The sequence below is a fragment of the Burkholderia sp. BKH01 genome (genome assembly GCF_025685725.1).
In the GTDB taxonomy this organism is placed as follows: domain Bacteria; phylum Pseudomonadota; class Gammaproteobacteria; order Burkholderiales; family Burkholderiaceae; genus Burkholderia; species Burkholderia pyrrocinia_C.
In genome coordinates this window covers 47,375-71,626 of the sequence record NZ_JAOTQT010000001.1, presented here as the reverse complement: position 1 = coordinate 71,626, position 24,252 = coordinate 47,375, and the positions used below count along the sequence as shown (strand labels likewise).

Annotated in this window: 23 protein-coding genes and 1 pseudogene; 18 read left to right on the top strand and 6 right to left on the bottom strand. The window is 66.8% G+C overall.

Going from position 1 to position 24,252, the window contains the following annotated elements; genetic code table 11:
* Positions 1-2: 2 nt before the first annotated feature.
* Positions 3-446 carry a response regulator transcription factor gene (locus tag OEJ37_RS00335; protein WP_244130771.1) on the top strand — a complete coding sequence of 148 codons (444 nt, stop codon included), beginning with the start codon at positions 3-5 and terminating at the stop codon, positions 444-446.
* 124 nt (positions 447-570) lie between these two features.
* Positions 571-1,227 (top strand): response regulator transcription factor, encoded by a 657-nt coding sequence (locus OEJ37_RS00330; protein ID WP_263342797.1) that lies wholly within the window; start codon positions 571-573, stop codon positions 1,225-1,227.
* A 263-nt stretch (positions 1,228-1,490) separates the two neighbouring features.
* Here OEJ37_RS00330 and OEJ37_RS00325 read toward each other — a convergent pair whose 3' ends face one another.
* Both OEJ37_RS00325 and OEJ37_RS00320 read right to left on the bottom strand, forming a co-directional pair.
* Entirely contained in the window at positions 1,491-2,915 is a 1,425-nt protein-coding gene (locus OEJ37_RS00325) for an efflux transporter outer membrane subunit (RefSeq protein WP_263342796.1), read from the bottom strand.
* Positions 2,912-3,940 carry an HlyD family secretion protein gene (locus tag OEJ37_RS00320; protein WP_263342795.1) on the bottom strand — a complete coding sequence of 343 codons (1,029 nt, stop codon included), beginning with the start codon at positions 3,938-3,940 and terminating at the stop codon, positions 2,912-2,914. Before OEJ37_RS00320 ends, OEJ37_RS00325 begins: the two co-directional genes overlap by 4 nt.
* Before the next feature lie 83 nt (positions 3,941-4,023).
* Here OEJ37_RS00320 and OEJ37_RS00315 point away from each other — a divergent pair, with 83 nt between their 5' ends.
* The gene (locus OEJ37_RS00315; protein WP_175919612.1) at positions 4,024-5,604 is read left to right on the top strand and encodes an MFS transporter; all 1,581 of its coding nucleotides are present in this window, start codon (positions 4,024-4,026) and stop codon (positions 5,602-5,604) included.
* 153 nt (positions 5,605-5,757) lie between these two features.
* On the opposite strand, the gene OEJ37_RS00310 is transcribed toward OEJ37_RS00315, so the two are convergent.
* Positions 5,758-6,579 carry an alpha/beta fold hydrolase gene (locus OEJ37_RS00310; RefSeq protein WP_263342794.1) on the bottom strand — a complete coding sequence of 274 codons (822 nt, stop codon included), beginning with the start codon at positions 6,577-6,579 and terminating at the stop codon, positions 5,758-5,760.
* Between the two features lie 551 nt (positions 6,580-7,130).
* On the opposite strand from OEJ37_RS00310, the gene OEJ37_RS00305 reads away from it, so the two are divergent.
* Positions 7,131-7,556 carry a DUF3331 domain-containing protein gene (locus tag OEJ37_RS00305; protein WP_174419846.1) on the top strand — a complete coding sequence of 142 codons (426 nt, stop codon included), beginning with the start codon at positions 7,131-7,133 and terminating at the stop codon, positions 7,554-7,556.
* A 59-nt stretch (positions 7,557-7,615) separates the two neighbouring features.
* Positions 7,616-8,437, top strand: a complete 822-nt coding sequence (locus OEJ37_RS00300; protein ID WP_263342793.1) for an alpha/beta fold hydrolase — start codon at positions 7,616-7,618, stop codon at positions 8,435-8,437.
* Positions 8,438-8,492: 55 nt separating this feature from the next.
* Here the strand turns inward: OEJ37_RS00300 and OEJ37_RS00295 are convergent, their stop codons facing one another.
* Positions 8,493-9,134 (bottom strand): HD domain-containing protein, encoded by a 642-nt coding sequence (locus OEJ37_RS00295; RefSeq protein WP_174419844.1) that lies wholly within the window; start codon positions 9,132-9,134, stop codon positions 8,493-8,495.
* Between the two features lie 269 nt (positions 9,135-9,403).
* Between OEJ37_RS00295 and OEJ37_RS00290 the strand changes: the two genes are divergently transcribed.
* The 3 genes from OEJ37_RS00290 (at position 9,404) to OEJ37_RS00280 (ending at position 13,256) form a co-directional block, all read left to right on the top strand.
* Positions 9,404-9,538, top strand: a complete 135-nt coding sequence (locus OEJ37_RS00290) for a hypothetical protein (protein ID WP_263342791.1) — start codon at positions 9,404-9,406, stop codon at positions 9,536-9,538.
* A gap of 99 nt (positions 9,539-9,637) precedes the next feature.
* Positions 9,638-11,428, top strand: coding sequence for a helix-turn-helix transcriptional regulator (locus tag OEJ37_RS00285; RefSeq protein ID WP_263342789.1), 1,791 nt, complete (start codon positions 9,638-9,640; stop codon positions 11,426-11,428).
* A gap of 364 nt (positions 11,429-11,792) precedes the next feature.
* A complete protein-coding gene (locus tag OEJ37_RS00280; RefSeq protein WP_263342788.1) occupies positions 11,793-13,256 on the top strand; it encodes a mechanosensitive ion channel family protein in 1,464 nt (487 codons plus the stop codon).
* 59 nt (positions 13,257-13,315) lie between these two features.
* On the opposite strand, the gene OEJ37_RS00275 is transcribed toward OEJ37_RS00280, so the two are convergent.
* Positions 13,316-14,224, bottom strand: a complete 909-nt coding sequence (locus OEJ37_RS00275) for a LysR family transcriptional regulator (RefSeq protein WP_263342786.1) — start codon at positions 14,222-14,224, stop codon at positions 13,316-13,318.
* 315 nt (positions 14,225-14,539) lie between these two features.
* Positions 14,540-14,821 carry a XapX domain-containing protein gene (locus OEJ37_RS00270; RefSeq protein WP_174419840.1) on the bottom strand — a complete coding sequence of 94 codons (282 nt, stop codon included), beginning with the start codon at positions 14,819-14,821 and terminating at the stop codon, positions 14,540-14,542.
* A gap of 309 nt (positions 14,822-15,130) precedes the next feature.
* Between OEJ37_RS00270 and OEJ37_RS00265 the strand changes: the two genes are divergently transcribed.
* The 10 genes and pseudogenes from OEJ37_RS00265 (at position 15,131) to hutH (ending at position 24,192) form a co-directional block, all read left to right on the top strand.
* Positions 15,131-15,817, top strand: coding sequence for a hydrolase (locus OEJ37_RS00265; RefSeq protein WP_174419839.1), 687 nt, complete (start codon positions 15,131-15,133; stop codon positions 15,815-15,817).
* A gap of 170 nt (positions 15,818-15,987) precedes the next feature.
* The gene (locus tag OEJ37_RS00260; protein ID WP_044847131.1) at positions 15,988-16,155 is read left to right on the top strand and encodes a DUF1427 family protein; all 168 of its coding nucleotides are present in this window, start codon (positions 15,988-15,990) and stop codon (positions 16,153-16,155) included.
* 19 nt (positions 16,156-16,174) lie between these two features.
* The gene (locus OEJ37_RS00255) at positions 16,175-18,064 is read left to right on the top strand and encodes an amidohydrolase (RefSeq protein WP_263342783.1); all 1,890 of its coding nucleotides are present in this window, start codon (positions 16,175-16,177) and stop codon (positions 18,062-18,064) included.
* Between the two features lies 1 nt (position 18,065).
* Complete coding sequence (locus OEJ37_RS00250; protein ID WP_175919606.1) at positions 18,066-18,512, top strand: DoxX family protein; 447 nt, start codon at positions 18,066-18,068, stop codon at positions 18,510-18,512.
* Between the two features lie 40 nt (positions 18,513-18,552).
* Positions 18,553-19,004: pseudogene (locus OEJ37_RS00245) on the top strand (glyoxalase); the annotation flags it as partial.
* A 388-nt stretch (positions 19,005-19,392) separates the two neighbouring features.
* Complete coding sequence (locus OEJ37_RS00240) at positions 19,393-20,283, top strand: transporter substrate-binding domain-containing protein (RefSeq protein WP_411859224.1); 891 nt, start codon at positions 19,393-19,395, stop codon at positions 20,281-20,283.
* A 107-nt stretch (positions 20,284-20,390) separates the two neighbouring features.
* A complete protein-coding gene (locus OEJ37_RS00235; RefSeq protein ID WP_174421774.1) occupies positions 20,391-21,113 on the top strand; it encodes an ABC transporter permease in 723 nt (240 codons plus the stop codon).
* Positions 21,114-21,125: 12 nt separating this feature from the next.
* On the top strand, positions 21,126-21,872 hold the full coding sequence (locus OEJ37_RS00230) for an ABC transporter permease (protein WP_175919604.1): 747 nt from the start codon (positions 21,126-21,128) through the stop codon (positions 21,870-21,872).
* A 27-nt stretch (positions 21,873-21,899) separates the two neighbouring features.
* On the top strand, positions 21,900-22,691 hold the full coding sequence (locus OEJ37_RS00225) for an ABC transporter ATP-binding protein (protein WP_174421776.1): 792 nt from the start codon (positions 21,900-21,902) through the stop codon (positions 22,689-22,691).
* 7 nt (positions 22,692-22,698) lie between these two features.
* The gene (hutH, locus tag OEJ37_RS00220) at positions 22,699-24,192 is read left to right on the top strand and encodes a histidine ammonia-lyase (RefSeq protein WP_263342782.1); all 1,494 of its coding nucleotides are present in this window, start codon (positions 22,699-22,701) and stop codon (positions 24,190-24,192) included.
* Positions 24,193-24,252 lie beyond the last annotated feature (60 nt).

Below are 24,252 nucleotides of genomic sequence, written 5' to 3'. Positions count from 1 at the left end.
CGGTGACGCCTGTCGATGCGGCGCAAGCCGCGTCGCGATGTTCTGGATTGACAAAATTCTCAGGTTCTCATTTCATGGCCATTGTTTGCATCATCGATGACGATGCGTCGGTCCGTAAGAGTCTTGCCAGCTTGCTGAAATCGGCTGGCCATACCGCACTGCCGTTCGCGTCGGGCGAGGAATTCCTCGCGGCCGGCCCGCTGGACGGCGCGGCTTGCGTGCTGGTCGATCTGAAGATGAAGGGTATGAGCGGTCTCGACGTTCAACGCCTGCTGGTTCAGCGCAAGGCGACGCTTCCGGTCATCTTGATGTCGGCGCACGGCGACGACGAGTCGGTGCGCCGCGCGCTCGCGCAAGGCGCGGTCGCGTTCCTGCGCAAGCCGTTTCCATCGGACGATATGCTCAATCTGATCGATCAGGTCGCATCCGGCGCGCCTCCCGCGTGAGCGGCGGCCCGTCGACCGGCCGCGCCGCGTGAGGCGTGGCGGTTCCGCTCGGCTTTTTCATAGTTTATCATTCGATAATGAAGCGGATGCGTACACAGGGAATGCAATGGCGAGCACGCCGGATATGACGTCGACCGGCAACCGGGGCGGGGGCGGTTCCGCCCCGATCGTCTATGTGGTCGACGACGACGAAACGCTGCGGCGCGCGTTGAGCTCGCTGTTGCGTTCGGCGGGTTTTCGCGTCGAAACGTTCGCGTCGTCGCGGGCGTTTCTTGCGTTCGAGCGGCCCGACGTGCCGAGCTGCCTGATTCTCGACGTGCGTCTTGTCGACGAGAGCGGGCTGGCCGTTCAGGAGGAAGCGGTGCGTGCGGGCCTGAACGTGCCGATCCTGTTCATGACCGGTTACGGCGACGTGGCCACGACGGTCAAGGCGATGAAGGGCGGCGCGCTCGACTTCCTGACGAAGCCGTTCGACGACGAAGCGATGCTCGATGCCGTCGGCCATGCGCTGGCCCGCGACGGCGAGCGCCTCGCGCGCGAGCGCGCGCTGGACGCGGTGCGCCAGGCCTACGCGTCGTTGACGCCGCGCGAACGCGAAGTGATGAGCCAGGTGGTCGCGGGCCTGATGAACAAGCAGATCGCGGCGAATCTCGGCCTGCAGGAAATCACGGTGAAGGTGCATCGGGCCCAGGTGATGAAGAAGATGCAGGTTCGCACGCTGCCGGATCTCGTGCGGCAAGCCGAAGCGCTGGACGTGCGCCCGGCCGGCGCGCGCGACTGAGCGAGCGGGCCGGCGCGTTCGACGCAACGGCGCCGGCGCCGGCTTCGGCTTCGGCGCGATGCCGCGGGCTCGCGTATACGCCCAGCGGGATGCGCTCAACGCGCCGTTCTCAGGCGATCCATGACAGGTCTCGCTTCGGTGGATTCTGGCATGACCAATCCATGCGGCACGCCGGCACCGGGCAACGCAAAAAACGTTAGGTAAGCTTAATATGGATATGAAGATGCGCGAGGCCGTTCGAGCGGCGACGGAGGGCGCGTTTTTCAGAATCGATCACCGTGTTTCGCGTCGCTCGTCGGTGTCGCCGCAGGCGGCGTCCACCCGCCGCCCAGCGCGCGCACCAGATTGACCGTCGCGATCGCGAGTGCCTGGCGGCTATGAATCAGCTGGCGCCGCGCATTCAGTGCGTCCCGGTCCGCGTCGATGACCTCGAGATAACTGACGTAGCCGTGCCCGTAACGGCTCAGCGACAACCGCGCCGCCGCTTCGGTGGCGCGCGCCGCGCTGTCGTAGCGCACGATCCGCTCTTTCTGCGCGGCGATGTCGTTGAGCGCATCCTGAACCTCACGCAGCGCGCCCAGCGCGGTCGCGCGATAGTTCGCGTCGGCGAGGTCCGCGCCGGCCGTTGCGGCGGCCACCGCGGCCTCGCGCTTGCCGCCGTCGAACACCGTTTCGGCCACGCTCGCGCCGAGGCCCCATAGCGAACTGTTGCGGTCGAGAAACGTGCCGAGGTCGCGGCTGGCGAACCCGCCCTGGGCGGTCAGCGTCAAGGTCGGAAGCCACGCGGTGCGGGCGACGCCGATTTCGAGCGACGCCGCGTCGACGCGGCGCGCCGCCGCATGGACGTCCGGCCGTTGCGCGAGCAGCGCGGACGGCAGGCCGGGCGGCACCTCCGGCACGCGCATGGCGGACGCGGTCGGCGCGACCGTGAATGCGGTCGGCGAGACCCCGGTCAGCACGGCGAGCGCGTCGACAAGGTTTTCACGCAGCAGCCGGCTGTCCGCGAGATCGGCGCGAGCCGTATCGAGATCGGCCGCCGCACGCAGCGCGACGAGATCGCTTGCCGCGCCGGCCCGCACGCGCGCGGCGATCACGTCGAGTGCGGTGCGTCGCAGCTCGATCGCGCGGTCGAGCGTCGCGAGATCCTGCTCGACGAAATGGAGCGTCAGGTAGTCGCTCGCGACATCGGTCGCGACGCGCAAGCGAACGGCCGCACGATCCGCGTCGGCCTGCAGCACGTTCTGCCGGCCGATCTCCGCATCGCCGCGCAGGCGGCCCCACAGATCGACTTCATAGCTGGCGTTGAACGGCACCGACCAGTTGTGCATCGTGCGTTTCGGCAACGCGTTGTCGACCGTGCCGGATACGCGCGAGCGGCTGAACGACGGATCGACGCCGACGGTGGGCACCAGTGCGGCTTCGCGCACGCCGAGCAGCGCCCGCGCCTGGTCGACGCGCGCCGCGGCGGCACGGATGTCGTGGTTGCCGGCGAGCGCGGCATCGACGAGTGCGACGAGCGGCGGAGCGCCGAACGATGCGGGCCATTCGACGAGCGACGGTGCGGGTTCGTCGGGCACATCCGCATGGCGGAACCGGTCGGTTCCGACCGCGACGGGAGCGAGCGGCCGCGGCGCGATCGTGCACGCGCTCAGCAGGCCGGCAGCGAGCAGGGCGGCGATGCGGGTCATGGCTGCTCGCGGGTGCGTTGCAGCGTGACGACGACCGACAGGCCGGGCCGAATGCGCGGTTCGGCCGAGGCCGGGCCGTCCAGCAGAATCTTGACGGGCACCCGCTGCGTGACCTTCGTGAAGTTGCCGGTCGCGTTGTCGGGCGGTAACAGTGCAAACTGCCCGCCGGTCGCGGGCGACAGGCTGTCGACGTGCCCGCGGAAGGTTCGGTCCGGCAACGCGTCGAAGCGCAACTGCACGACGTCGCCGGCGCGGACGTGCCGGAGCTGGGTTTCGCGGAAGTTCGCGACCACCCACGGGTGCGGTTCGACGACCGTGAGCAGCGCCTGGCCGGGCGCGACATGCTCGCCGGTCTCGACCGTCTTCTTGCCGACGTAGCCGTCCGACGGCGCCACGACGGTCGTGTACTGGCGCTGGAGCTCCGCATCGCGCAACTCGGCGTCGTTCTGGTTCGACACGGCATCGGCAGCCTGCCGCGCGGCCTGCGCGCTGCGCCGCTGCGCGTCGGCCGCCTCGATGCGTGCGCGGGCGGACTTGCGCGCCGCGTTGGCGGCATCGAACTCCTGCTGCGACAATCCGCGCGGGGTTTCGCGGGTCAGTTCGCGTGCCCGTTCGTAGTCGAGATCGGCCTTCTCGGCGTCGGCATGCGCCGACACGAGCGTCGCTTCGGCTTGCTCGACCAGCGCCCTGGCGCGGCTCGCATCGGAGCGCGCCTGCGCGACGCGGGCACGCTGCAGCGCGACGCGCACGTCGAAATCGCGCGGGTCGAGCCGCACGAGCGGGTCGCCCGCGTGCACGAACTGGTTGTCGTTCACCAGCACGCGCTCGACCGTGCCGGCCACGCGTGGCGAGATCACGTGCAGGTGGCCTGTCACGTATGCGTCGTCGGTGCCGCGGTCATGCGCATCGAATTCGTAGACCAGCAGCGCGACGAGCAACAGCGCGCATCCGGCGATCGATACGACCGGCCACTTGCGCGAGCGCGCGGTGGAAGTGGGCGGCACGTCCGGCGAGTTCGTGGTCACGATCGGGATACTCCATGGAACAGACGGGATTCTTCACATCGCGCTATGCTTGCGCGAGCTTTTTGTGCGGGAGCCGCTCGACGATGAACACCACGTTCGCCCCCGGTGGCGCGACACTGGGGCCGGCCGCAGCGCCGGCCTCCGACATACCGACGTTTCGTTCGATCGCCGCGATCGCCGCCGTGCTGCTCGGCGCGATCATCTCGACACTGACATCGCGCATCACGTCGCTCGGGCTCGCCGACATACGTGGTGCGCTCGGCGTCGGGTTCGACGAGGGCGCGTGGATCAACACCGCGTTCATCGCGTCGCAGATGTTCGTCGGGCCGCTCGCGATCGCAGCGGCCTTCGTGTTCGGCACGCGCCGCGTGCTGCTGGCGGGCGCCGCGGTATTTCTCGTAGTCGAAAGCGTGCTGCCGCTGTGCACGAACTTCGGTACGTTCATCATGTTCCAGAGCCTGGCCGGTTTCGCATCCGGCGTGTTCGTGCCGCTGACCGTCGGGTTCGTCGTCCGCACGCTGCCGCCGCGACTGATTCCGTTCGGCATCGCCGCGTATGCGATGAACCTCGAGATGTCGCTCAACCTGTCGGCGACGCTCGAAGGGTGGTACAGCGAACACCTGAGCTGGCGCTGGCTGTTCTGGCAGAACGCATTGCTGACCGTGCCGTTCATCGTCTGCCTGATGCTGTCGCTGTCCACCGAGCCGATCAAGCGCATCGCGTCCGGTATCGATACGCGCGGCATGCTGCTCGGTGCCGGCGGGTTCGCATGTTTGTGCATCGCGCTCGATCAGGGCGAGCGGCTGTTCTGGTTCCAGTCGCCGCTGGTCGTCGCGCTGCTGTGCATCGGCATCGTGATGGTGGCCGCGTTCCTGATCCACGAACTGACGTCGCGACGGGCCGGGCTCGATCTCGGCTACCTCGCGCTGCCCAACGTCGCGTTGCTGATCCTGCTCGTCGGCCTCGTGCGCTTTACCGTGCTCAACACGAGCTTCATTCCGTCGGCGTTTCTCGCGAGCACCTACGGGCTGCGCCCGCTGCAGATCGGCGATACGCTGCGCTGGATCGCGATGCCGCAGCTGCTGTTCGCGCCGTGCGTGGCGTGGCTGCTGCAACGCGTCGATCCGCGCCGGCTGATCGTGGCCGGCTTCGCGATGGTGGCGGTCGCGTTCGCACTCGGCGCGCGCCTCACGCCCGTCTGGGCCGAACCCGACTTCATCCCGTCGCAACTGCTGCAGGCGCTGGGGCAGACGATGGCGCTCACGTCGGTCGTGTTCTTTTTCGGCAAGCACGCGACGGCCGAGCATGTACTGACGTTCGGCGCCGTCGTGCAGACGACGCGCCTGCTGAGCGGGCAGCTCGGCACGACGTCGATCGCGGTGATCCAGCGCATCATGGAGGCTACCCATTCGAATCTCGTCGGTCTGCATGTCACGCTGTCGGATCCGCAAACGCTGGAGCGACTGCGGGCCGGCGCGGCGTCGCTCGTGTCGCACGGCGCGACCTTCGCGACCGGCGACCACGCGGCTTATGCGCTGCTCGACCGGGCGGTTCGCATCCAGGCAACCACGCTCGCACTGGCCGACAATTTCCGTGTCGCGACGGCTTTCGCGGTTGCGGGAGTGTTGATCGGCATGCTGCTCAGGCCGGCGCGTGCGCCGTGAGCGTGCGACGCCGGATCGGCGGATCTTGCGCGTCGACGATCCTGACGATCGCGTACGCCGCAACGGCATCGCGACGACCTGAAAAATCCTGAAACGTGCTGAAGGGCGCGCCGGCCTGAAAGCCTGAAGGCCGGGCGCGCCTTGCCGCGATGCTTACGCCTTCAGGAACGCGAGCAGTTCGGCATTGATCCGGTCGGCCTCGACGACGCACATCCCGTGTGCTCCGCCGGGGATCACCTTGAGTTGCGCGTGCTTCACGATCTTCGCGGACAGGCGGGCCGAATCGTCGATCGGCACGATCTGGTCGTCGTCGCCGTGCAGGATCAGCGTCGGCACGTCGATCTTCTTCAGGTCCTCGGTGTAGTCGACCTCGGAGAATTCCTTGACGCACAGATACTGGCCATGGATGCCGCCCATCATGCCCTGCGCCCAGAACGCGTCGATCGTGCCCTGCGACACCTTGGCACCCGGACGGTTGAAGCCGAAGAACGGCACGGCGAGATCCTTGTAGAACTGCGAACGGTTCTCGGCGACGTTCTTGCGGATCCCGTCGAATACGTCCATCGGCAGGCCGCCGGGATTGGACGCCGATTTCACCATCTGCGGCGGCACGGCGCCGATCAGCACGGCCTTCGACACGCGCTTCGTGCCGTGGCGCCCGATGTAGTGCGCGACTTCGCCGCCGCCGGTGGAATGGCCGACGAGCGTGGCTTCGCGCAGGTCGAGCGCATTCATCAGCGCCGCCAGATCGTCGGCATACGTGTCCATGTCGTTGCCTTGCGACGGCTGGCTCGAGCGGCCGTGACCGCGGCGGTCGTGCGCGATCACGCGGTAGCCGTGCTGCACGAGGAACAGCATCTGCGGGTCCCACGCATCGGCGCACAGCGGCCAGCCGTGCGAGAAGACGACCGGGCGGCCGCTGCCCCAGTCCTTGTAGTAAATCTGCGTACCGTCTTTGGTGGTGATCGTGTTCATCGCATGGGCTCCTTGATGGGCGGAAGCGGCGTGTTTGGGGGCGGCTGCGGCGGCGGCCGGCAGCGCGGCGGCTGCAACGGCGGTCGCGCCGGCAAGCAGCATGTCTCGGCGACGCGCCGAGGGAACGGCGTCGATGTCTGCTGGACGCATTGGGACTCCTTGAACGTGCGGTGGAACGATGCCGCGTTGGATGGATGGTGCGGACCTGCCCGCATGCGGCAATCGCGCCGGCAGCCGGCGTGCGTTCGCGGTCGCGGGCCGGCAGGCGCGCGAAGGCAGCGAACGAACGCCGACAGGAGCCTATCGCGGGGTCATGCGGCCTGTACTGAAATCGCGCTGAATTTTCATGAAGCGGGTCGCGGCGCACGCCGCGCGAACGCACCGGCCAGAAAAATTAAGCCCGGAATCAAGACTCTTCAGCGGCGGCTCGTTATCGTCAGCATCAGGTCATCCCGTCGCGGGTCTTGCCAGTTCGTGCCGGCGGATGACGACCGCAATGCGGGCGGGTGCGATACATCCGCGCCCTTTGCCACTTGCCTGGGTACGCCGCCATGGACGAATTCAATCGTTGGGAACACGTGATGACGCTGCTCGACCCGTCGCCGGCCGCGAGCCGCTGTGCGCCGTCGCATCTTCGCGACCCGGACGCCGCGCGCCGTCGCCATCGTGACGACGCGCCGCCCGCGTGCATCGGCGGCGTGCGCCGCCGTTGCGCGATCGTCGCCGCCGAGCGGCAGACCGATTCGTCGGTCCTGGTGTCGTGGAGCGATCCGACACGCTGCCGCTACGACGAGCAGCGCTGGATCAGCGCAAAATCCCGCGCCCTCGGCCGCTGCGCGCTGACCGGCATCACGATTCATACCGGCGATGCGATCTACAAGCCGCAGTGGCGCGGCGCGAAGCGCCCCGCGAACTACCGGGAGGTGATCCTCGCGTCCGAACTGGAGCGGTTCATCGCCAGGCTGTCCCGTTCATGACCTGTCCGTCGGCCATGGCTGGCGGCCGCTAGTTTTTCACCGCTGAGGAAGGAACCCGCATGAACACGTTTACGACGCACGACGGCGTTTCGATTCACTACAAGGACTGGGGGGCAGGGCGACCGGTCGTGTTCATTCACGGCTGGCCGTTGAATGCGGACATGTGGGACGTCCAGATGCATCATCTCGCGTCGAACGGCTTTCGCTGTATCGCCTACGACCGGCGCGGCTTCGGCCGGTCCGGCCAGCCGTGGACGGGCTACGACTACGATACGCTGGCGGACGACCTCGCGACGCTGATCGAGACGCTCGGGCTGCGCGACGTGATGCTCGTCGGCTTTTCGATGGGCGGCGGCGAAGTGGCACGCTACATCGGCCGGCACGGCACGCGACGCATCGCGAAGGCCGTCCTGGTCGGATCGGTGACGCCGCTGGTCGCGCGGCGCGACGACCATCCGGACGGTGTCGACGTGGCCGTGTTCGACGGTATTCGCGCGGGCATCGTGGCCGACCGCGCGGCCTTCTTCGAGCACTTCTGGCCGCTGTTCACCGGTTCGAACCGGGCCGCTTCGGCGATCTCGCGCGCCGCGCTCGACTGGACGTCGTTCATGGCGCTGCAGGCCGGATTGAAGGGGACACTCGATTGCGTCGGCGCGTTTTCCAAAACCGATTTCAGGGCGGATCTCGACAAGTTCGACGTGCCGACGCTCGTGATTCACGGCGACGACGACCAGACGGTGCCGCTCGCGCTCACGGGCGCCGCTGCGGCGAAGCGCGTGCCACATGCGACGCTGAGCGTCTACGAGGGTGGCCCGCACGCGCTGTATCTGACGCACGCGCAACGATTGAACGACGAACTGCTGGCGTTCGCCCGCGCATGACTCGACGGCGGTTGCTGCCGCGACGTGGCGGAGCGGGCCCGGCCGACCGGACGGCTCACTCCGTCCATTTCGACCCGAGCACCAGACCGCAGAAATTCGTCCGACGATAGTCCGGATCGCAACGCTCGAGCACGTCGGCGCCGACGTTGCCGAACGCAGCGGCAGGGCGATGCGCGGTGCCCGCGGCGAGCGCCTCGAGGAACAGCTCCTTGAAACACGGGCCGCGCGGCCACGCGTTCACGATCTCGTCGCGTTCGGATCGGCTCACTTCGTCGAAATGACGTGCAAAGAGATCCGTCTCGATACCTGCGCCGAGCAACGCCGTCAACGGCGTCATGTACGGATGAATGCCGAAGGTCGTGTGCAGCGCGATCGCACGCCACACCTCCGCCGCATCGTCGACGGCGACGCCGTATCCGCCGAGGAATGCGTGCGCGGCATTCGCGCCGTCGATTTCGAAGCGCCGGCGCGAATGCCGGTAGCGCTCCGTCAGTCCGAAGTCATGGAACAGCGCGGCGACGTACAGCAGCTCGGCGTCGAATGCGATGCCGCGACGCAGCCCAATGATCGACGCGAACGCGAACACGCGCATCGCGTGCCGGAACAGGAGTTCCGGCTCGCCGGCGCGCACGGCCGCGGCGGCCTCCCGTGCGATCGGGCCGTCGGGAATCCGGATGCCGGCGATACGGTTGCCCATGGTCGTGTTCCTCGCGGCGTGACGGCAGTCGCTCGACGCTGGCGCCGTGGAACCATCGTCGCGCGTCGCGCCGCTGAATGTCCTGAGCGGCGCCTGAATCGTTCTGAACGGAAAGTCCGACCGGCCGTCACGACTGGAATCGGTTTCGCCGCGCCTTGCACGTCGTTGTTACCGCTTTTTGCCGCAAGCCATGCGAACTGCCATTTCAATTAACGAGGCTACGAAATTAAATTCATCCAATCGACCGTTTTATCCTACGAAACAGATTCATGGGTAAACGGCTATTCCACGCATTGAAAATGCAGGATGCCGCGGTGCGCCGTGACGCGCCAGGCGGGGCGGGGCACGACGTCGCGGCGATCGTGGTTTTCATCGATTCAAAAAATTTGCTCTTTGAGTTCTGATTATTTGAATCATTTGACCGGACAAATGCCGTAGCATTGCCGTCAAACCGGTGTCATTTCTGACAGGGCATCAATGAATGCAATCGATTAAAAATTCCCATGATCCGGATTGGAACACTTCACGTTTTTCTCGACAGACGTGAAATTCGCTCGAACGGCAAGCTGCTGCGCATCGGCAGTCGCGCATTCGAAATTCTCGAACTCCTGATTCGGGCGAACGGCGCGTTGGTATCGAAAGACGAAATCATGCAGCGCGTGTGGCCGCACACGATCGTGGAGGAAAACAACCTGCAGGTGCATATCGCCGCGTTGCGCAAGGCGCTGGCCGGCGACCGGAACCTGATCGTCACGGTGCCGGGGCGCGGCTATCGGCTGGTCGGCGCCAAGGCCGAAGGCGCGGCGGCCGTGCGTCCCGCGGCGTCGCGGCTGACCGCCGCGCCGACCGCGCTCGTCGGCCGCGAGCAGATCGTCGCCGACGTTCTTGCGGCGCTCGACACCGCGCGCGTCGTGACGCTGGTCGGGGCGGGCGGCATCGGCAAGACGCGCGTCGCGCTCGAAGCGGCCATGCGGGCCGAGGCGAGCTTTCCGGAGGGTGCCGCGTTCGTGTCGCTGGCCACGGTTGCGTGTCCGCAATTCGTGCCCGCCGCGCTGGCGGGTGCATTCGGCATCGTGCAGCCGGCCGGATCGCTGACGCTCGAAGCGGTGCTGGCCAGCGTGGCGAACCGCCGGATGTTGCTGGTGCTCGACAATTGCGAACATCTGCTCGATGCCGCCGCGCAGATCGCGACTGCACTGACCGAGTCGGACACAGGACTGTGCGTCCTCGCGACCAGCCGCGAGGCGCTGCGTATCCAGGGCGAGCGGCTGTGTCCGATTCCGCCGCTCGATGTGCCCCGCGAGGGCGCCGACGATGCCGGGATCCTGAGTGCCAGCGCGGTGCAACTGTTCTCGGCGCGCGCGCGTGCCGCCGATCCCCGCTTTCCGCTCGACGAACGCAGCGTGGCGCTGATGGCGTCGGTGTGCCGTCGTCTCGACGGTCTCCCGCTCGCCATCGAACTGGCAGCGGCCCGCGCGGCCGTGCTCGGCATCGATGTGCTGGCCGCGCATCTCGACGACCACTTCAGGTTGCTGACCGGCGGTTTTCGTACGGCATTGCCGCGTCATCAGACGCTGCAGGCGATGTACGACTGGAGCTACCGCTTGCTCGGGGACGCGGAGCGCCTGCTGTTGCGGTGGCTCGGCGTGTTCCGTGACAGCTTCTCGATCGATGCGGTGCGGGACATCGTCGGAACGAAGGGGCTCGTCGATGCGGACCTGCTCGACACGATCGCCGGCCTCGTCTCGAAGTCGCTGTTGAGCCTCGAGAGCGCGCACGGCGCACCGCGCTACCGGCTGCTGACCACGACGCGCGCCTATGCGCTGCAGCAGCTCGAGAACAACGGCGAATGCGCGGCCGCGGCACGCGCGCATGCGAACTACTTCCATACGTTGTTCAGGCTTGCGCCCAGCGGCGACGGGCCGCGGGCCGACTCGCGGCTCGACGTGATCCGGCGCGAACTCGGCAATCTGCGCGCGGCGCTCGACTGGGCGTTTTCGCCGAATGGCGATGCGGACGTCGGCATCGCGCTGGCTGCTGTCGCGGTTCCGTGCCTGTTCGACCTGTCGCTGGTGGACGAATGTCGCGAACGGGCGCGCGCGGCGCTCGATGCAATGCGCAATATGGACGAGACACGGGCGCGCGAGGATGCGCGCGTGCGCCTGCTGGCCGCCTATGCCGCCGCGCTCGCCCATACGTCGGGGCCGACGCAGGTCGTGCACGACGCGTGGCCCGAACTGCACGCGCTCGGGGTCGACGCGGACGAGGCCGGGTTGCCGGCGCGTAAGCCGTAACGGCGCGCGCTGCAGGCGAATTCAGAACGTTTCAGCCTGAACTCAGGACTTGGCCGGCCGGTGCGTCTACATTGCATGGACGGAGACCATCGGCGATTCGCGGGCGTGCGGGCAGCAGACCGGCTCGCACCGCCGCTTATCGATATCCCGACGCCATTGAATGCCGGCGTGGGGCGGCGATCGGCACATGTCGTGCCGCCGCGACTTCGCGCGTCATCGAACGACTACCGCATGAAACCTCTTCAGTCCGACCTTTCTCGCCACGATTCGCTGCCGGCGGCCGCTCGCCGGATCGGGTAGCGCGAGCCATGCGATCGCACGGGTTCCCCGCCAGTCGCAACGCGCGCACGCGGCCCATTCCAGCATGCTGAACCTGTCCGTCACGGTCGCTTACGGCGCGCCGATCATCGTTGCCGACCTCGTTGCATGGCGGGTGCTCGGGCCTGGCCGTTCGACGACGAAAGCGGTCTGGCGCTGCGCGTCGTTCGCCGCGTTGACCTATGTGTTGTTCGCCACCGGCGTGAGCCCGCTCGCGGTTCCGCCGTCGCCCGACCGCCTCGATCGGCTGGCCATCCAGGCGATCGGCGTCGCATGGTGGCTGCAGTGCGCGCTGGTGTTCAGCCTGATGCTCGATCATCTGCTGCTGCCGCGCGCGTGGCGCAACCAGCGGTTGTTTCACGACATCGCCGCGGGCGCCGTGTTCGGTGCGGCCGCGGTGGCCGCGCTGGGCTACGTACTGGGCCTGCCGCTGAGCGGCCTGGTCGCGACCTCGGGCGCCGTGGCCGTGATCCTCGGTCTGGCCGTCCAGAACACGCTGAACGACGTGTTCTCGGGCCTCGTGCTGAATACCACCCAGCCGTTTCGCCTGGGCGATACGGTGGCCATCGGCGAGCTGGAAGGGCGGATAGTCGAAAGCAACTGGCGCGCGACCAAGCTGATCGACAGCCTCGGCAACCTGGTCGTCGTGCCGAACAGCACGGCGGCGAAGGCGACGATCGTCAACCTGAGCGAACCCGCGAGCGTGCACGGCGTGACGCTGACGATCGAGATCGATCCGGCAGTGCGGCCGGCCGTCGTCGTCGATGCGCTCGACCGCGCCGCGGCCAGTTCGCTGGACGTGCTGGCCAGTCCAGCGCCGATCTCGGTCGTCAAGGCCTTCAGGACCAATTCCGTCGAATACGAACTCGTCTGTTACGTCGACGCGCTGCAAAAAAAAGTGGCTGTGCGTAACCGGCTCTACGATCTGGCCCACCGGCATCTCGCCGCCGCGGACATCGCGCTGCGCCCGCTCGGCGGGACGGCCGCGGCGTACCGACCGGCTTCGCACGGTCAACGGCTGCTGCGCGCGGTCGAACTATTCAGGCAACTCGGCGACGAGGATCTGGCGGTGCTGGCCGATGCGCTGGCGTCACGCGTATTTCACAAAGGGGAGGTGATCTACGCGTCGAATTCCGATACGCGCCTGCTGACGATCGTCGGGTCCGGTGTCGCGTCGGTGTTCGTGCCGGGCGCGACAGGCGACGTCGAGGTCAGGCGGATGGTGCCCGGCGACGCGATCGGCCAGTCCGTCGTGCTGGCCGGCACGCAACTTCATGCGAGCGTCTACGCGGTGACGGCCGTGACGGCCTATCAGTTGAGCAGCCGCGACCTGTCGCCGCTGCTCGCGAGGAAACCCGAACTCGGACGGTTGATGTGCGAATCCCTTGACGAACACATCGCGACCGAGGAAAAGATGATGATCCCGCCGGCCGCGAAGGCGCATGCGTCGTTCAGCCTGATCGAGTGGCTCGAGAAGGAGATGAGGCGCCTGCACGATTCGTTCGGCTGATGCGGCGGGAGATCGCGGGGAAACGTTCGATCGAGAGGCGCGGCCGACGAGCGGCGGAATCAGGCGAGCGCGGTGAAGCGGTCGACGAGATCGGGGCGGGCGAGCTGATCGACCCACCAGTGCAACGCGCGTCCGGCCTCGTCGCCGCGCCACGCGATATAGCAATGCGTCGTGTCGCGCATGCCGGTCACCTGGCGTGCGACGAGCTTGCCCTGCGCGATCGCGCGTGCCGCGATGCAATCCGGCAGCGTGCCCACCGCGAGTCCTTCGCACTGCGCGGCCAGTTTCGCGGCGAGCGTGGGGACCGCGAGATACGGCTGCCCGGAGTCGACGGCGACCGAGCGCGGCTGCAGTTCGCGAGAGGTATCGCTGATGACGGCGCCGCGATGCTCGACGACCGACGCCATCGACAGTGGTTCGGGCAGCGCCGCGAGCGGATGGGTCGGGGCGACGGCGAACACGTGCCTGAGCGTGCCGATCGGCCGCGCGACGATGTCCGGCAGATCCGGCGGCTCGCCCGCCGCGCCGACGACGAGATCCGCGCGGCGCGAAATCAGCGCATCCCAGGTGCCGCCGAGCACTTCGGTCGACAGGCGCAGCCGCGTGTTCATCTCGAGTTCGTAGAACGTATGCACGTACGGCCACAACGCGTCGAACGGCAGGATCTCGTCGATGCAGATGCGAACCTCGGTTTCCCAGCCTTGCTGGGCACGCAGCGCCTTGAGTTCGAGCTGTTCGGCGGCATGCAGCAGCCGGCGGCCCTCTTCGACGACCACGCGGCCCGCGTGCGTGAGCTTCGCACGGCGCCCGCTGCGGTCGAACAGTGCGACGTCGAGGTCGCTTTCTAGCTTTTGTACGAGATAGGTCAGCGCAGACGGTACGCGGTGCAGGAGCTCCGCGGCTTCGGCGAACGTGCCGGTGCGGTCGATCGCGTCCAGTGCCTCGAGCGCTTCGAATGACAGCTTCATGATGAATTCCACGGGGGCGTCGGGCTGTCATGTTATCGCCAAGCACCGCCGAGTCCAAGACGATTCAGAACAATTCGTCCGGTTGCTGGAGCCGGGGCGCCATCTCTTTTCGGCAGGATTGCCTCGCGCGAATTCAGCGCCCGATCGGTATTGGCGATGTGCGCCATTTCCGCAGCGTCAGCGCATGGGGGAGCCGTGCCGAATGGGCCCGGGTTTCGCGGGTGCTTCGCGTTGCGGCTCGCCTGCGTGTCGTCGGCGTCGGGAGATTGACCGGCCCGCCGATCGGCCTCCCCGAATCCGGTCGGTCAACGTGGGTCACGACGGCGTCGATTGACGTTTCTTCGCGGCGGCATCGGATGCCTGGGCGCCGGGCAGCGCGCCGAACATGTGCTGGCTGCACTTCGCCTCGTTCCACGCGGCTCTCAGATGAATCCCCGCGAGCATCCGGCGTGCGATCGGCAGGATCTGTTCGCCGGCAAGGATGCCCAGCAGGCCGGCCAGTGCGATCGTGGGCGGAGCCGGCGACGGCACGCCAATCAGGTAGTAGACAGCACCGGCGAGCATTCCGGCAAGTAGCGATGAAATGTACGGCTTCATGATGCAGTTACAAGTGAATGACAACCGTGTGAAAAATACGGATAACTACCGATCCGGAGACGAGCGTGAATTCATTCGATAGCGTAGCAGGTCTTTTCTGATGTGATCATTCAATTCGACGGTTTTAAGATCTTTTAAGGCCTGGTTTTAGGGATTTTATTAATAGAATTGATTAAGTGGCGTTACCATGAATTCGCGTGTTGAATGACAACGGCTGGCAGGCGAACCTTCCGGCACAGCGCATTGGGCGCCTCCCTGCTTGCCGGCGAGGCAGGCAATTTTTTCTCCGCATCAAAGGACATGACCGCCATGAGCAATCCGAAGCTTGAAGTACTCACCCCCCATAACAGCCAGCTGATCTTCATCGACCAGCAGCCGCAGATGGCGTTCGGCGTGCAGTCGATCGACCGCCAGGCGCTGAAGAACAACGTCGTCGGGCTCGCGAAGGCCGCGAAGGTGTTCAACATCCCGACCACGATCACGACGGTGGAATCCGAGAGCTTCTCGGGCCACACCTATCCCGAGCTGCTCGACGTGTTCCCGAACCAGAAGACGCTCGAACGCACGTCGATGAACTCGTGGGACGACCAGAAGGTGCGCGACGCGCTTGCTGCGAACGGCCGCAAGAAGGTGGTCGTGTCGGGCCTGTGGACGGAGGTCTGCAATACGACGTTCGCGCTGTGCGCGATGCTCGAAGGTGACTACGAAATCTACATGGTGGCCGACGCTTCGGGCGGCACGTCGAAGGACGCGCACGACTTCGCGATGCAGCGGATGGTGCAAGCCGGCGTGGTGCCGGTGACGTGGCAGCAGGTCCTGCTCGAGTGGCAGCGCGACTGGGCACACCGCGAGACTTACGACGCCGTGATGGCGATCGCGAAGGAGCACTCGGGCGCGTACGGGATGGGCGTCGACTACGCGTACACGATGGTCCACAAGGCCGAACAGCGCACCGCGACGCCGCACGAGTCGATCGCGCCCGTGCCGGCGAAGTAAACGAAGGCAGTCTCGACTGTCGACGCCGATGCGGCGTGTTCCATGCGTACACGTGGCATCGGCAATACGAAATCGCGGGCGGCGTACGTGGTCGATTCACGGATGCCGCCCGCAGCGTGTTTGCCAGGACGTTACGACCTGCATTCCAACCTGTCCGAGAAATTGATCGTATGGAACCTTATCTGGTTTCCCTTGGTGCGGGCTTGCTGATCGGTGTCATTTACAGCGCAATCAAGGTCCGCTCTCCGGCACCCCCGCTGATTGCCCTGGTCGGGCTGCTCGGCATGGTGATCGGCGTGCAGGCCATCCCCACCCTCAAACAGCTCTTTGGCTTCTGATCGAAACGAGGTGATGTATATGACCGCAACCGAGTCCCAACCGGATCTGATCCTTCACAACGGAAGGTTCACGACCCTCGACCGCGCAAACCCCACCGCGACAGCGGTGGCGATCGCCGCTGGCCGCTTCGTTGCGGTCGGCACCGAAGCGGACGTGATGCCGCTCGCCGGCCGTGCGACGAAGGTCGTCGATCTCGGCGGCCGCGCCGTGCTGCCGGGTCTGATCGACAACCACTGCCACGTGATTCGCGGTGGCCTGAACTACAACATGGAGCTGCGCTGGGACGGCGTGCCGTCGCTCGCCGTCGCGATGGACATGCTCAGGCGGCAGGTCGCGATCACGCCCGCGCCGCAGTGGGTGCGCGTGGTCGGCGGCTTCACCGAACACCAGTTCGTCGAGAAACGCCTGCCGACGATCGAGGAACTCAACGCGGTCGCGCCCGATACGCCGGTGTTCATCCTGCACCTGTACGACCGCGCGCTGCTGAACGCGGCCGCGCTGCGCGTGGTGGGCTACACGAAGGACACGCCGGAGCCGCCGGGTGGCACGATCCTGCGCGACGCCGCGGGCAACCCGACCGGGCTGCTGCTCGCGAACCCGAACGCGACGATCCTCTACGCGACGCTCGCGAAGGGGCCGAAGCTGCCGTTCGAATACCAGTACAACTCGACGCGCCATTTCATGCGCGAACTGAACCGCCTCGGCGTGACGGGCGTGATCGATGCGGGCGGCGGTTCGCAGAATTACCCCGACGATTACGAAGTGATCCGCAAGCTGCACGACGCGGGCGAGATGACGATCCGGATCGCGTACAACCTGTTCACGCAGAAGCCGAATGCCGAGAAGGAAGACTTCGTGAACTGGACGAAGAGCGTCAAGTATCACGACGGCACCGACTATTTCCGCAACAACGGCGCGGGCGAGATGCTGGTGTTCTCGGCGGCCGACTTCGAGGATTTCCGCGTCGCGCGCCCGGACCTGCCGGCGCAGATGGAGGACGATCTCGAAGGCGTCGTGCGTGTGCTCGCACAGAACCGTTGGCCGTGGCGCATGCATGCGACCTACGACGAAACGATCAGCCGCGCGCTCGACGTGTTTGAAAAGGTCAACAAGGACATCCCGCTCGAAGGCCTGAACTGGTTCTTCGATCACGCGGAAACGATCACCGAAAAATCGATGGATCGTATCGCGGCGCTGGGCGGCGGCATCGCGGTGCAGCACCGGATGGCGTACCAGGGCGAATACTTCGTCGAGCGCTATGGCGCGCAGGCGGCCGAAGCGACGCCGCCCGTCGCGAAGATGCTCTCGAAGGGCATCAAGGTGTCGGCCGGCACCGACGCAACGCGCGTCGCGTCGTACAACCCGTGGGTGTCGCTTGCGTGGCTCGTGACGGGCAAGACGGTCGGCGGGCTGCGCATGTATCCGCAGCGCAATCTGCTCGATCGCGAGACCGCGCTGCGGATGTGGACCGAATACGTGACGTGGTTCTCGAACGAAGAGGGGAAGAAAGGGCGCATCGCGGTCGGACAGCTTGCCGACCTGATGGTCCCGGATCGCGATTTCTTCACATGCGCGGAGGACGATATCGTGGATACGACCGCGTTGCTGACGGTGGTCGGCGGCAAGATCGTATGGGGTGCGGGGCCGTTCGCATCGCACGATGCGCCGATTCCGCCCGCGATGCCGGATTGGTCGCCGGTGCGCGAGTACGGTGGTTACGGCGGCTGGGGTGCGACGCAGCGCAACGGCGCACCGCTGCAGCGTGCGGCGGCCGCCGCGATGTGCGGCTGCGCGAGCGCATGCAACGTGCACGCGCATGCACATGCGAGCGCGTGGGGGAGCGCATTGCCTACGTCGGACGCGAAGGGCTTCTGGGGCGCGTTCGGTTGTTCGTGCTGGGCGATCTGACATGTCGACGACAACCGGCCGGTGCAGCCCCGGGTGGATTCGTGTCCTGCTGGCGCAGCCGTGGGTCGGCGCGCTGGTACGACTTGCGCTGGTGTCCGCCTTTCTGATCGGCGGCGTCAACAAGGCGATGCACTTCGGCGATGCGATCGCGGAGCAGGCGCATTTCGGCCTGCACCCGCCCGCGTTCTGGGCTGCACTGGCGGTTGTGGTCGAGATCGGCGGTTCGCTGTGCGTGGTATTTCGCCGGTTCACCTGGATTGGCGCGGGTGGACTCGGCGTGCTGACCGTCGTCGCGATGCTGGTGGCGAACGACTTCTGGAACCAGACGGGCGTGGCGCGCTTCATGGCGCTCAACAGCTTCTTCGAGCACCTGGGGCTGATCGCCGCGCTCGTCCTCGTCACCATGCTTGGCGATGTCCAACGCGGGGAAGGGGACGGTCGCGCCTGATCTTTTTTTCGGCGCATTGAAGCAGGAAGAAAATTCAATCCTGGAGCACGTTCGTGCAGCATTGCTTGCGCTGATGCTGGCGAACGGCTTCGTCGTCGCTCCCGCTTCGTGCGCGACGCCTCTCAAGCCCGCCGCTACGCTTGCGCCTGCGCTCGCGAAGTGGGCAAGCAGGTTTGCCATACGACACGACGCACACGTGCGTCGCCCCCGACGATTTCGACCGTTTCACCGACAGCTTCGTCGCGACGTTTGACGGCAGCAAGTCGAAGCAGGTGTCTTCCAGGTGACGCCGACACCCGGTCGGCCCCTGTCTCAGCTCGTCCTTACGCCATCCGGCACGATTTCCGCGTTCTGCTGCAAGACACCGATCCCCTGGCCGCTCGAAGCGGCGCACACGGGCTACCTTCATGGCCGTGTCCATGTCGGCCACGAAGGTGGCCCGAGCATGGCGCGGATGGGGGCGTCGACACGTTCCCCGATCCGATCGGTCGTGCTCGCGTCGACTTCCGGAAAACGCGAACGCGCGGCCGGATCGGCACGCGTGCGATGTCGAAGCGTGGCCCGCAATACTCGATCGAGCATCGACCGGAGATCCAATCCGCAGACCTTATGCCGGTCAGTCCGACCTTCCCGTCTCCGCATGTCGAATGGTCGGCGCCCGGCGATCCAATTCGAAATTTGTCTAGTCATCCTAGCGATTTGTCCATGTCAATTGCACCAAATCCGTGCCCGAATTCCCCGCAATGAGGCGCGCTGGAGCCGCGTATTTAGGGGATTTCCCGCGTTTACGCGGTTTTTTTTGATCAGCGCTTGTCCCGCTGTTTTTCTTCTTGCATGCTTGTATAGACAAATTCCTGAGGCGGCTTGCATGACCGAGGGGATGACGAACTTCAACGCAAGGAGAAATCTCGTGAACGGCAAGCGCATCAAGTGGGCAATCAAGACGATCGGCGCCATCGCGGCCGCTGCGGCGACGCTCGCCGCGCCGGTGCAGGCGAAGGAATGGAAGACGGTGACGGTGGCGCTCGAAGGCGGCTACGCGCCGTGGAACCTTACGCTGCCGGGCGGCAAGCTCGGCGGCTTCGAGCCTGAACTGCTCGCCAACGTGTGCGGCCGGATCAAGGTCCAGTGCAACATGGTCGCGCAGGACTGGGACGGGATGATTCCCGGCCTGCAGGCCGGCAAGTTCGATGTCCTGATGGATGCGATCTCGATCACGCCGGAGCGCGAGAAGATCCTGCTGTTCTCGCGCCCCTATGCGGCCACGCCGGCGACGTTCGCCGTCACCGACACGAAGATCATCCCGAAGGCCGCGCCAGGCGCGCCGGCCGTCAAGCTGACCGGCGACGCGAACGCCGACAAGCCGACCGTCGACGCGCTGCGCAAGCAGTTGAAGGGCAAGACGATCGGCATCCAGTCGGGCACCGTCTATACGAAGTTCATCAACGACAGCTTCAAGGACATCGCATCGATCCGCGTGTACAAGACCTCGCCCGAGCGCGATCTCGACCTCGTCGCCGGGCGCATCGATGCGTCATTCGACGACGTCACGTACTACGCGGCGAACATCGAGAAGAAGGAAAACGCGTCTATCGTGCTCGCGGGCCCGAAGCTCGGCGGGCCGATCTGGGGGCCGGGCGAAGGTCTCGCGTTCCGCAAGCAAGATGCCGACCTGAAGACCAAGTTCGATGCGGCGATCGGCGCGGCGCTCGCGGACGGCACCGTGAAGAAGCTTGCCGACAAGTGGTTCAAGACCGACGTCACGCCGTAAGCGCACGTCCGGCCGCCGCCGCGTAGTTGACGTCACGACGCAACGACACGGCGACGCACGGCGGCGCGCATCCTGCAGATTCACTCAACGCTTGCCGGGAGGCACGCATGGCGATTCTTGAAATGCTCGGCTTCGGAACCGAAGGCTGGGGCGGCGTGCTGTTGCTCGCCGCACTGATGACGGTCGCGCTGACGCTCGCCGCGCTCGCGGTCGGCGCCGTGATCGGCGCCGCGATCGCGGCCGCGAAACTGTCGCGCCACCGCAGCGCCCGGCTGCTCGGCGATCTCTACACGACGGTGTTTCGCGGCGTGCCCGAACTGCTCGTCATCTACTTGTTCTATTTCGGTGGCTCGACGCTCGTCACGACCGTCGGCCAGTGGTTCGGTGCGGAAGGCTTCATCGGCGTGCCGCCGTTCGTGATCGGCGCGCTGGCGGTCGGGATGATCTCGGGCGCGTATCAGGCGGAGGTGTACCGCGCCGCCGTGCTGGCCGTGTCGAAGGGCGAGCTCGAAGCGGCGCGTTCGGTCGGCATGTCGCGCGGCATGGTGCTGCGCCGCATCCTGATTCCGCAGGTGCTGCGCTTCGCGCTGCCCGGCATCGGCAACGTGTGGCAACTGAGCCTCAAGGACTCCGCATTGATCTCGGTCACGGGGCTCGCCGAGCTGCTGCGCACGAGCCAGATCGCCGCGAACTCGACGCACCAGTACTTCGTGTTCTTCGTCGCGGGCGGCGCGCTCTACCTCGTGATGACGGGCCTGTCGAACCGCGTGTTCAACCGGGCGGAAGCGATCGTCGGCCGCTCTTTCCGCCGCAATTTCGCGCGCAACTGACGGAGAGCACGCATGTCCATCGATTTCGATTTCCTCCTCGACACGCTGCGCCAGTTGCTCGCGGCCGTGCCGACCACGCTCGGCCTGTTCTTCGCGTCGCTCGTGCTCGGCGGCCTGCTGTCGCTCGTGATCGTCACGATGCGCGTGTCGCCGCGCTGGCTGCCGAACCGCGTCGCGCGTGCGTACATCCTCGTGTTTCGCGGTTCGCCGCTGCTGATCCAGATGTTCCTCGTGTATTACGGGCTCGGCCAGTTCGGCGTGATTCGCGAGAGCTTCATGTGGCCGCTGCTGCGCGAACCGTATGTGTGCGCGGTGCTGTCGCTGGCGTTGTGCACGGCCGGCTATACGGCCGAGATCGTGCGCGGCGGGCTGATGGCCGTGCCGGTCGGGCAGATCGAGGCCGGTTATTCGATCGGCCTGTCGGGCTTCGCGCTGCTGCGGCGCGTGATCGGCCCGATCGCGTTGCGCCAGTGCCTGCCCGCGTACTCGACCGAAGCCGTGCTGCTCGTCAAGTCGACCGCGCTGGCCAGCCTCGTCACGGTGTGGGAAGTGACGGGCGTCGCGCAGCAGATCATCCAGCAGACCTACCGCACGACCGAGGTGTTCGTGTGCGCGGCCCTCATCTACCTCGGCCTGAACTTCATCGTCGTGCGCGTGCTCGGCGCGCTCGAATGGCGGCTGTCGGCCCACCTGCGTGCGCCGAAGCCGGCCGGCGCGCCCGCCGCGGCGGCGCGCAATGCCCGGCGCGTCGCGTCCTGAGCGCATCCATCCCTTCCGGAGAATCCGATGAACACCGCTGCTCCCGTTGCCCTGTCGGTCAGGAACATCCACAAGTCGTTCGGCGATCACCATGTGCTGAAGGGCATTTCGCTCGATGCGCACGAGGGCGACGTCATCTCGATCCTCGGCGCGAGCGGCTCGGGCAAGAGCACGTTCCTGCGCTGCCTGAACCTGCTCGAGACGCCCGACGACGGCACCGTCGCGCTCGCCGGCGAGGAACTGAAGATGAAGCGCACGCGCGACGGCAAGCTGCAGCCGGGCGACCGGCGCCAGGTCGACCGGATCCGTTCGCAGCTCGGGATGGTGTTCCAGAACTTCAACCTGTGGTCGCACATGACGGTGCTCGACAACCTCGTCGAAGGCCCGCTGCGCGTGCAGAAGCGCAGCCGCGCGGAAGCGGTCGAGGAAGCCGAGACGCTGCTCGCGCGCGTCGGCCTCGCGGACAAGCGCGGCTACTATCCGGCGCACCTGTCGGGCGGCCAGCAGCAGCGCGTCGCGATCGCCCGTGCGCTCGCGATGCATCCGAAGGTGATGCTGTTCGACGAACCGACGTCGGCGCTCGATCCGGAACTGGTCGGCGAGGTGCTGCGCGTGATGCGCTCGCTCGCGGAGGAAGGGCGCACGATGCTGGTCGTCACGCACGAGATGGGTTTTGCGCGGCACGTGTCGAACCGCGTGATGTTCCTGCATCAGGGCGAAGTCGATTCGGACGGCACGCCCGACGATCTGTTCGGCGGCCAGTGCTCGGAGCGCTTCCGGCAGTTCGTGTCGAGCCACCACGACCGTTCCGCGAACTGAGGCTGCCATGACCGTATTCCGTTCGGCAAAACCGCTCGACTGGCGGCAGGTTGCGGCAGTGGCCGCCGGCGAGCCGCTCGCGCTGGCCGATGAGGCGCGCGTACGCGTCGTTGCGGCGCGCGAGCTCGTCGACGAAATCGTCGCGCGCGGCATCCGCGCGTACGGCGTCAATACGGGCGTCGGCGCGCTATGCGACGTGATCGTGTCGCCGGCGCAGCAGAGCACGCTGTCGCGCAACATCCTGATGAGTCACGCGGTCGGCGTGGGTGCACCGCTCGGCGCGCCGGAAACGCGCGCGATCATGGCCGCGGCGATCAACAACTACGCGCACGGGCATTCGGGCGTGCGCGCCGACGTCGTCGACCAGCTCGTCGCGTTGCTGGAGCACGATTGCCTGCCGGAAGTGCCGGCGCACGGCTCGGTCGGTTATCTGACCCACATGGCGCATGTCGCGCTCGTCTGCATCGGCCATGGTCATGCGCGTCACCGCGGCGAGCGGATTCGCGGCGACGAGGCGTTGCGCCGCATCGGCCGCGAGCCGCTCGTGCTCGGTGCGAAGGAAGGGCTGAGCCTCGTCAACGGCACGCCGTGCGTGACGGGGCTGGCCGCGCTCGCGCTCGCGCGTGCGGAGCGGCTGCTCGACTGGGCCGACTGGGTTTCGGCGATGAGCTTCGAGAATCTCGGCGGGCAGCTCGCCGCGTTCGATCCGGCGTCGCTGGCGTTGCGGATCTCGCCCGGCATCGGGCACGTCGGCGCGCGCTTGCGTGCGCTGCTCGCCGATAGCGGGATGCTCGCGGCGGCAAGCGGCCGGCATACGCAGGATCCGCTCAGCCTGCGCACGATTCCGCACGTGCACGGCGCCGCGCGCGACGTGTTCGACGTGACGGCGGAAGTGGTCGATCGCGAACTGGCGTCGGTGACCGACAATCCGATCGTGGCCGGCACGCGCGATGCGCCGGCTGTCCATTCGCAGGCGCATGCGGTCGGCGCGGGCATCGCGCTGGCGATGGACAGCCTCGCGGCGGCGATGGCCCAGGTCGCGGCAATCGCCGAACGGCGTCTCGACCGGCTCGTCAATCCGCTCGTGAGCGGGCTGCCGGCATTCCTCGCGACGCCGGGCGGCACCTGTTCGGGCTTCATGATCGCGCAGTACACGGCGGTCGCGCTCGTCGCGCAGAACCAGCGGCTCGCGGCGCCGGCGAGCCTCGACGGCGGCATCACGTCGGGCCTGCAGGAAGATCATCTGTGCCATGCGACGCCGGCGGCACTGAAGGCGCTCGACATCATCGAGAACACGACGCGCGTGCTGGCGATCGAGCTGCTGGCCGCCGCACAGGCCTACGATCTGCAGGCGGGCAGCGCGTCGCGGTCCGCGCCCACCGACGCGCTGTGGCGGCATGTGCGCGAACGCGTGCCGGCGTACCAGGACGACCGGCCGCTCGCGGACGACATCGCGATCGCCGCCGGCATCGTCGCGGGCGTGCCGCCGCCCGTGATGTAACGACGGGAGTCCGGCCGCCGAGCGACGCGGCGGCCGGCGGGCGATCCATCATTCAATCGG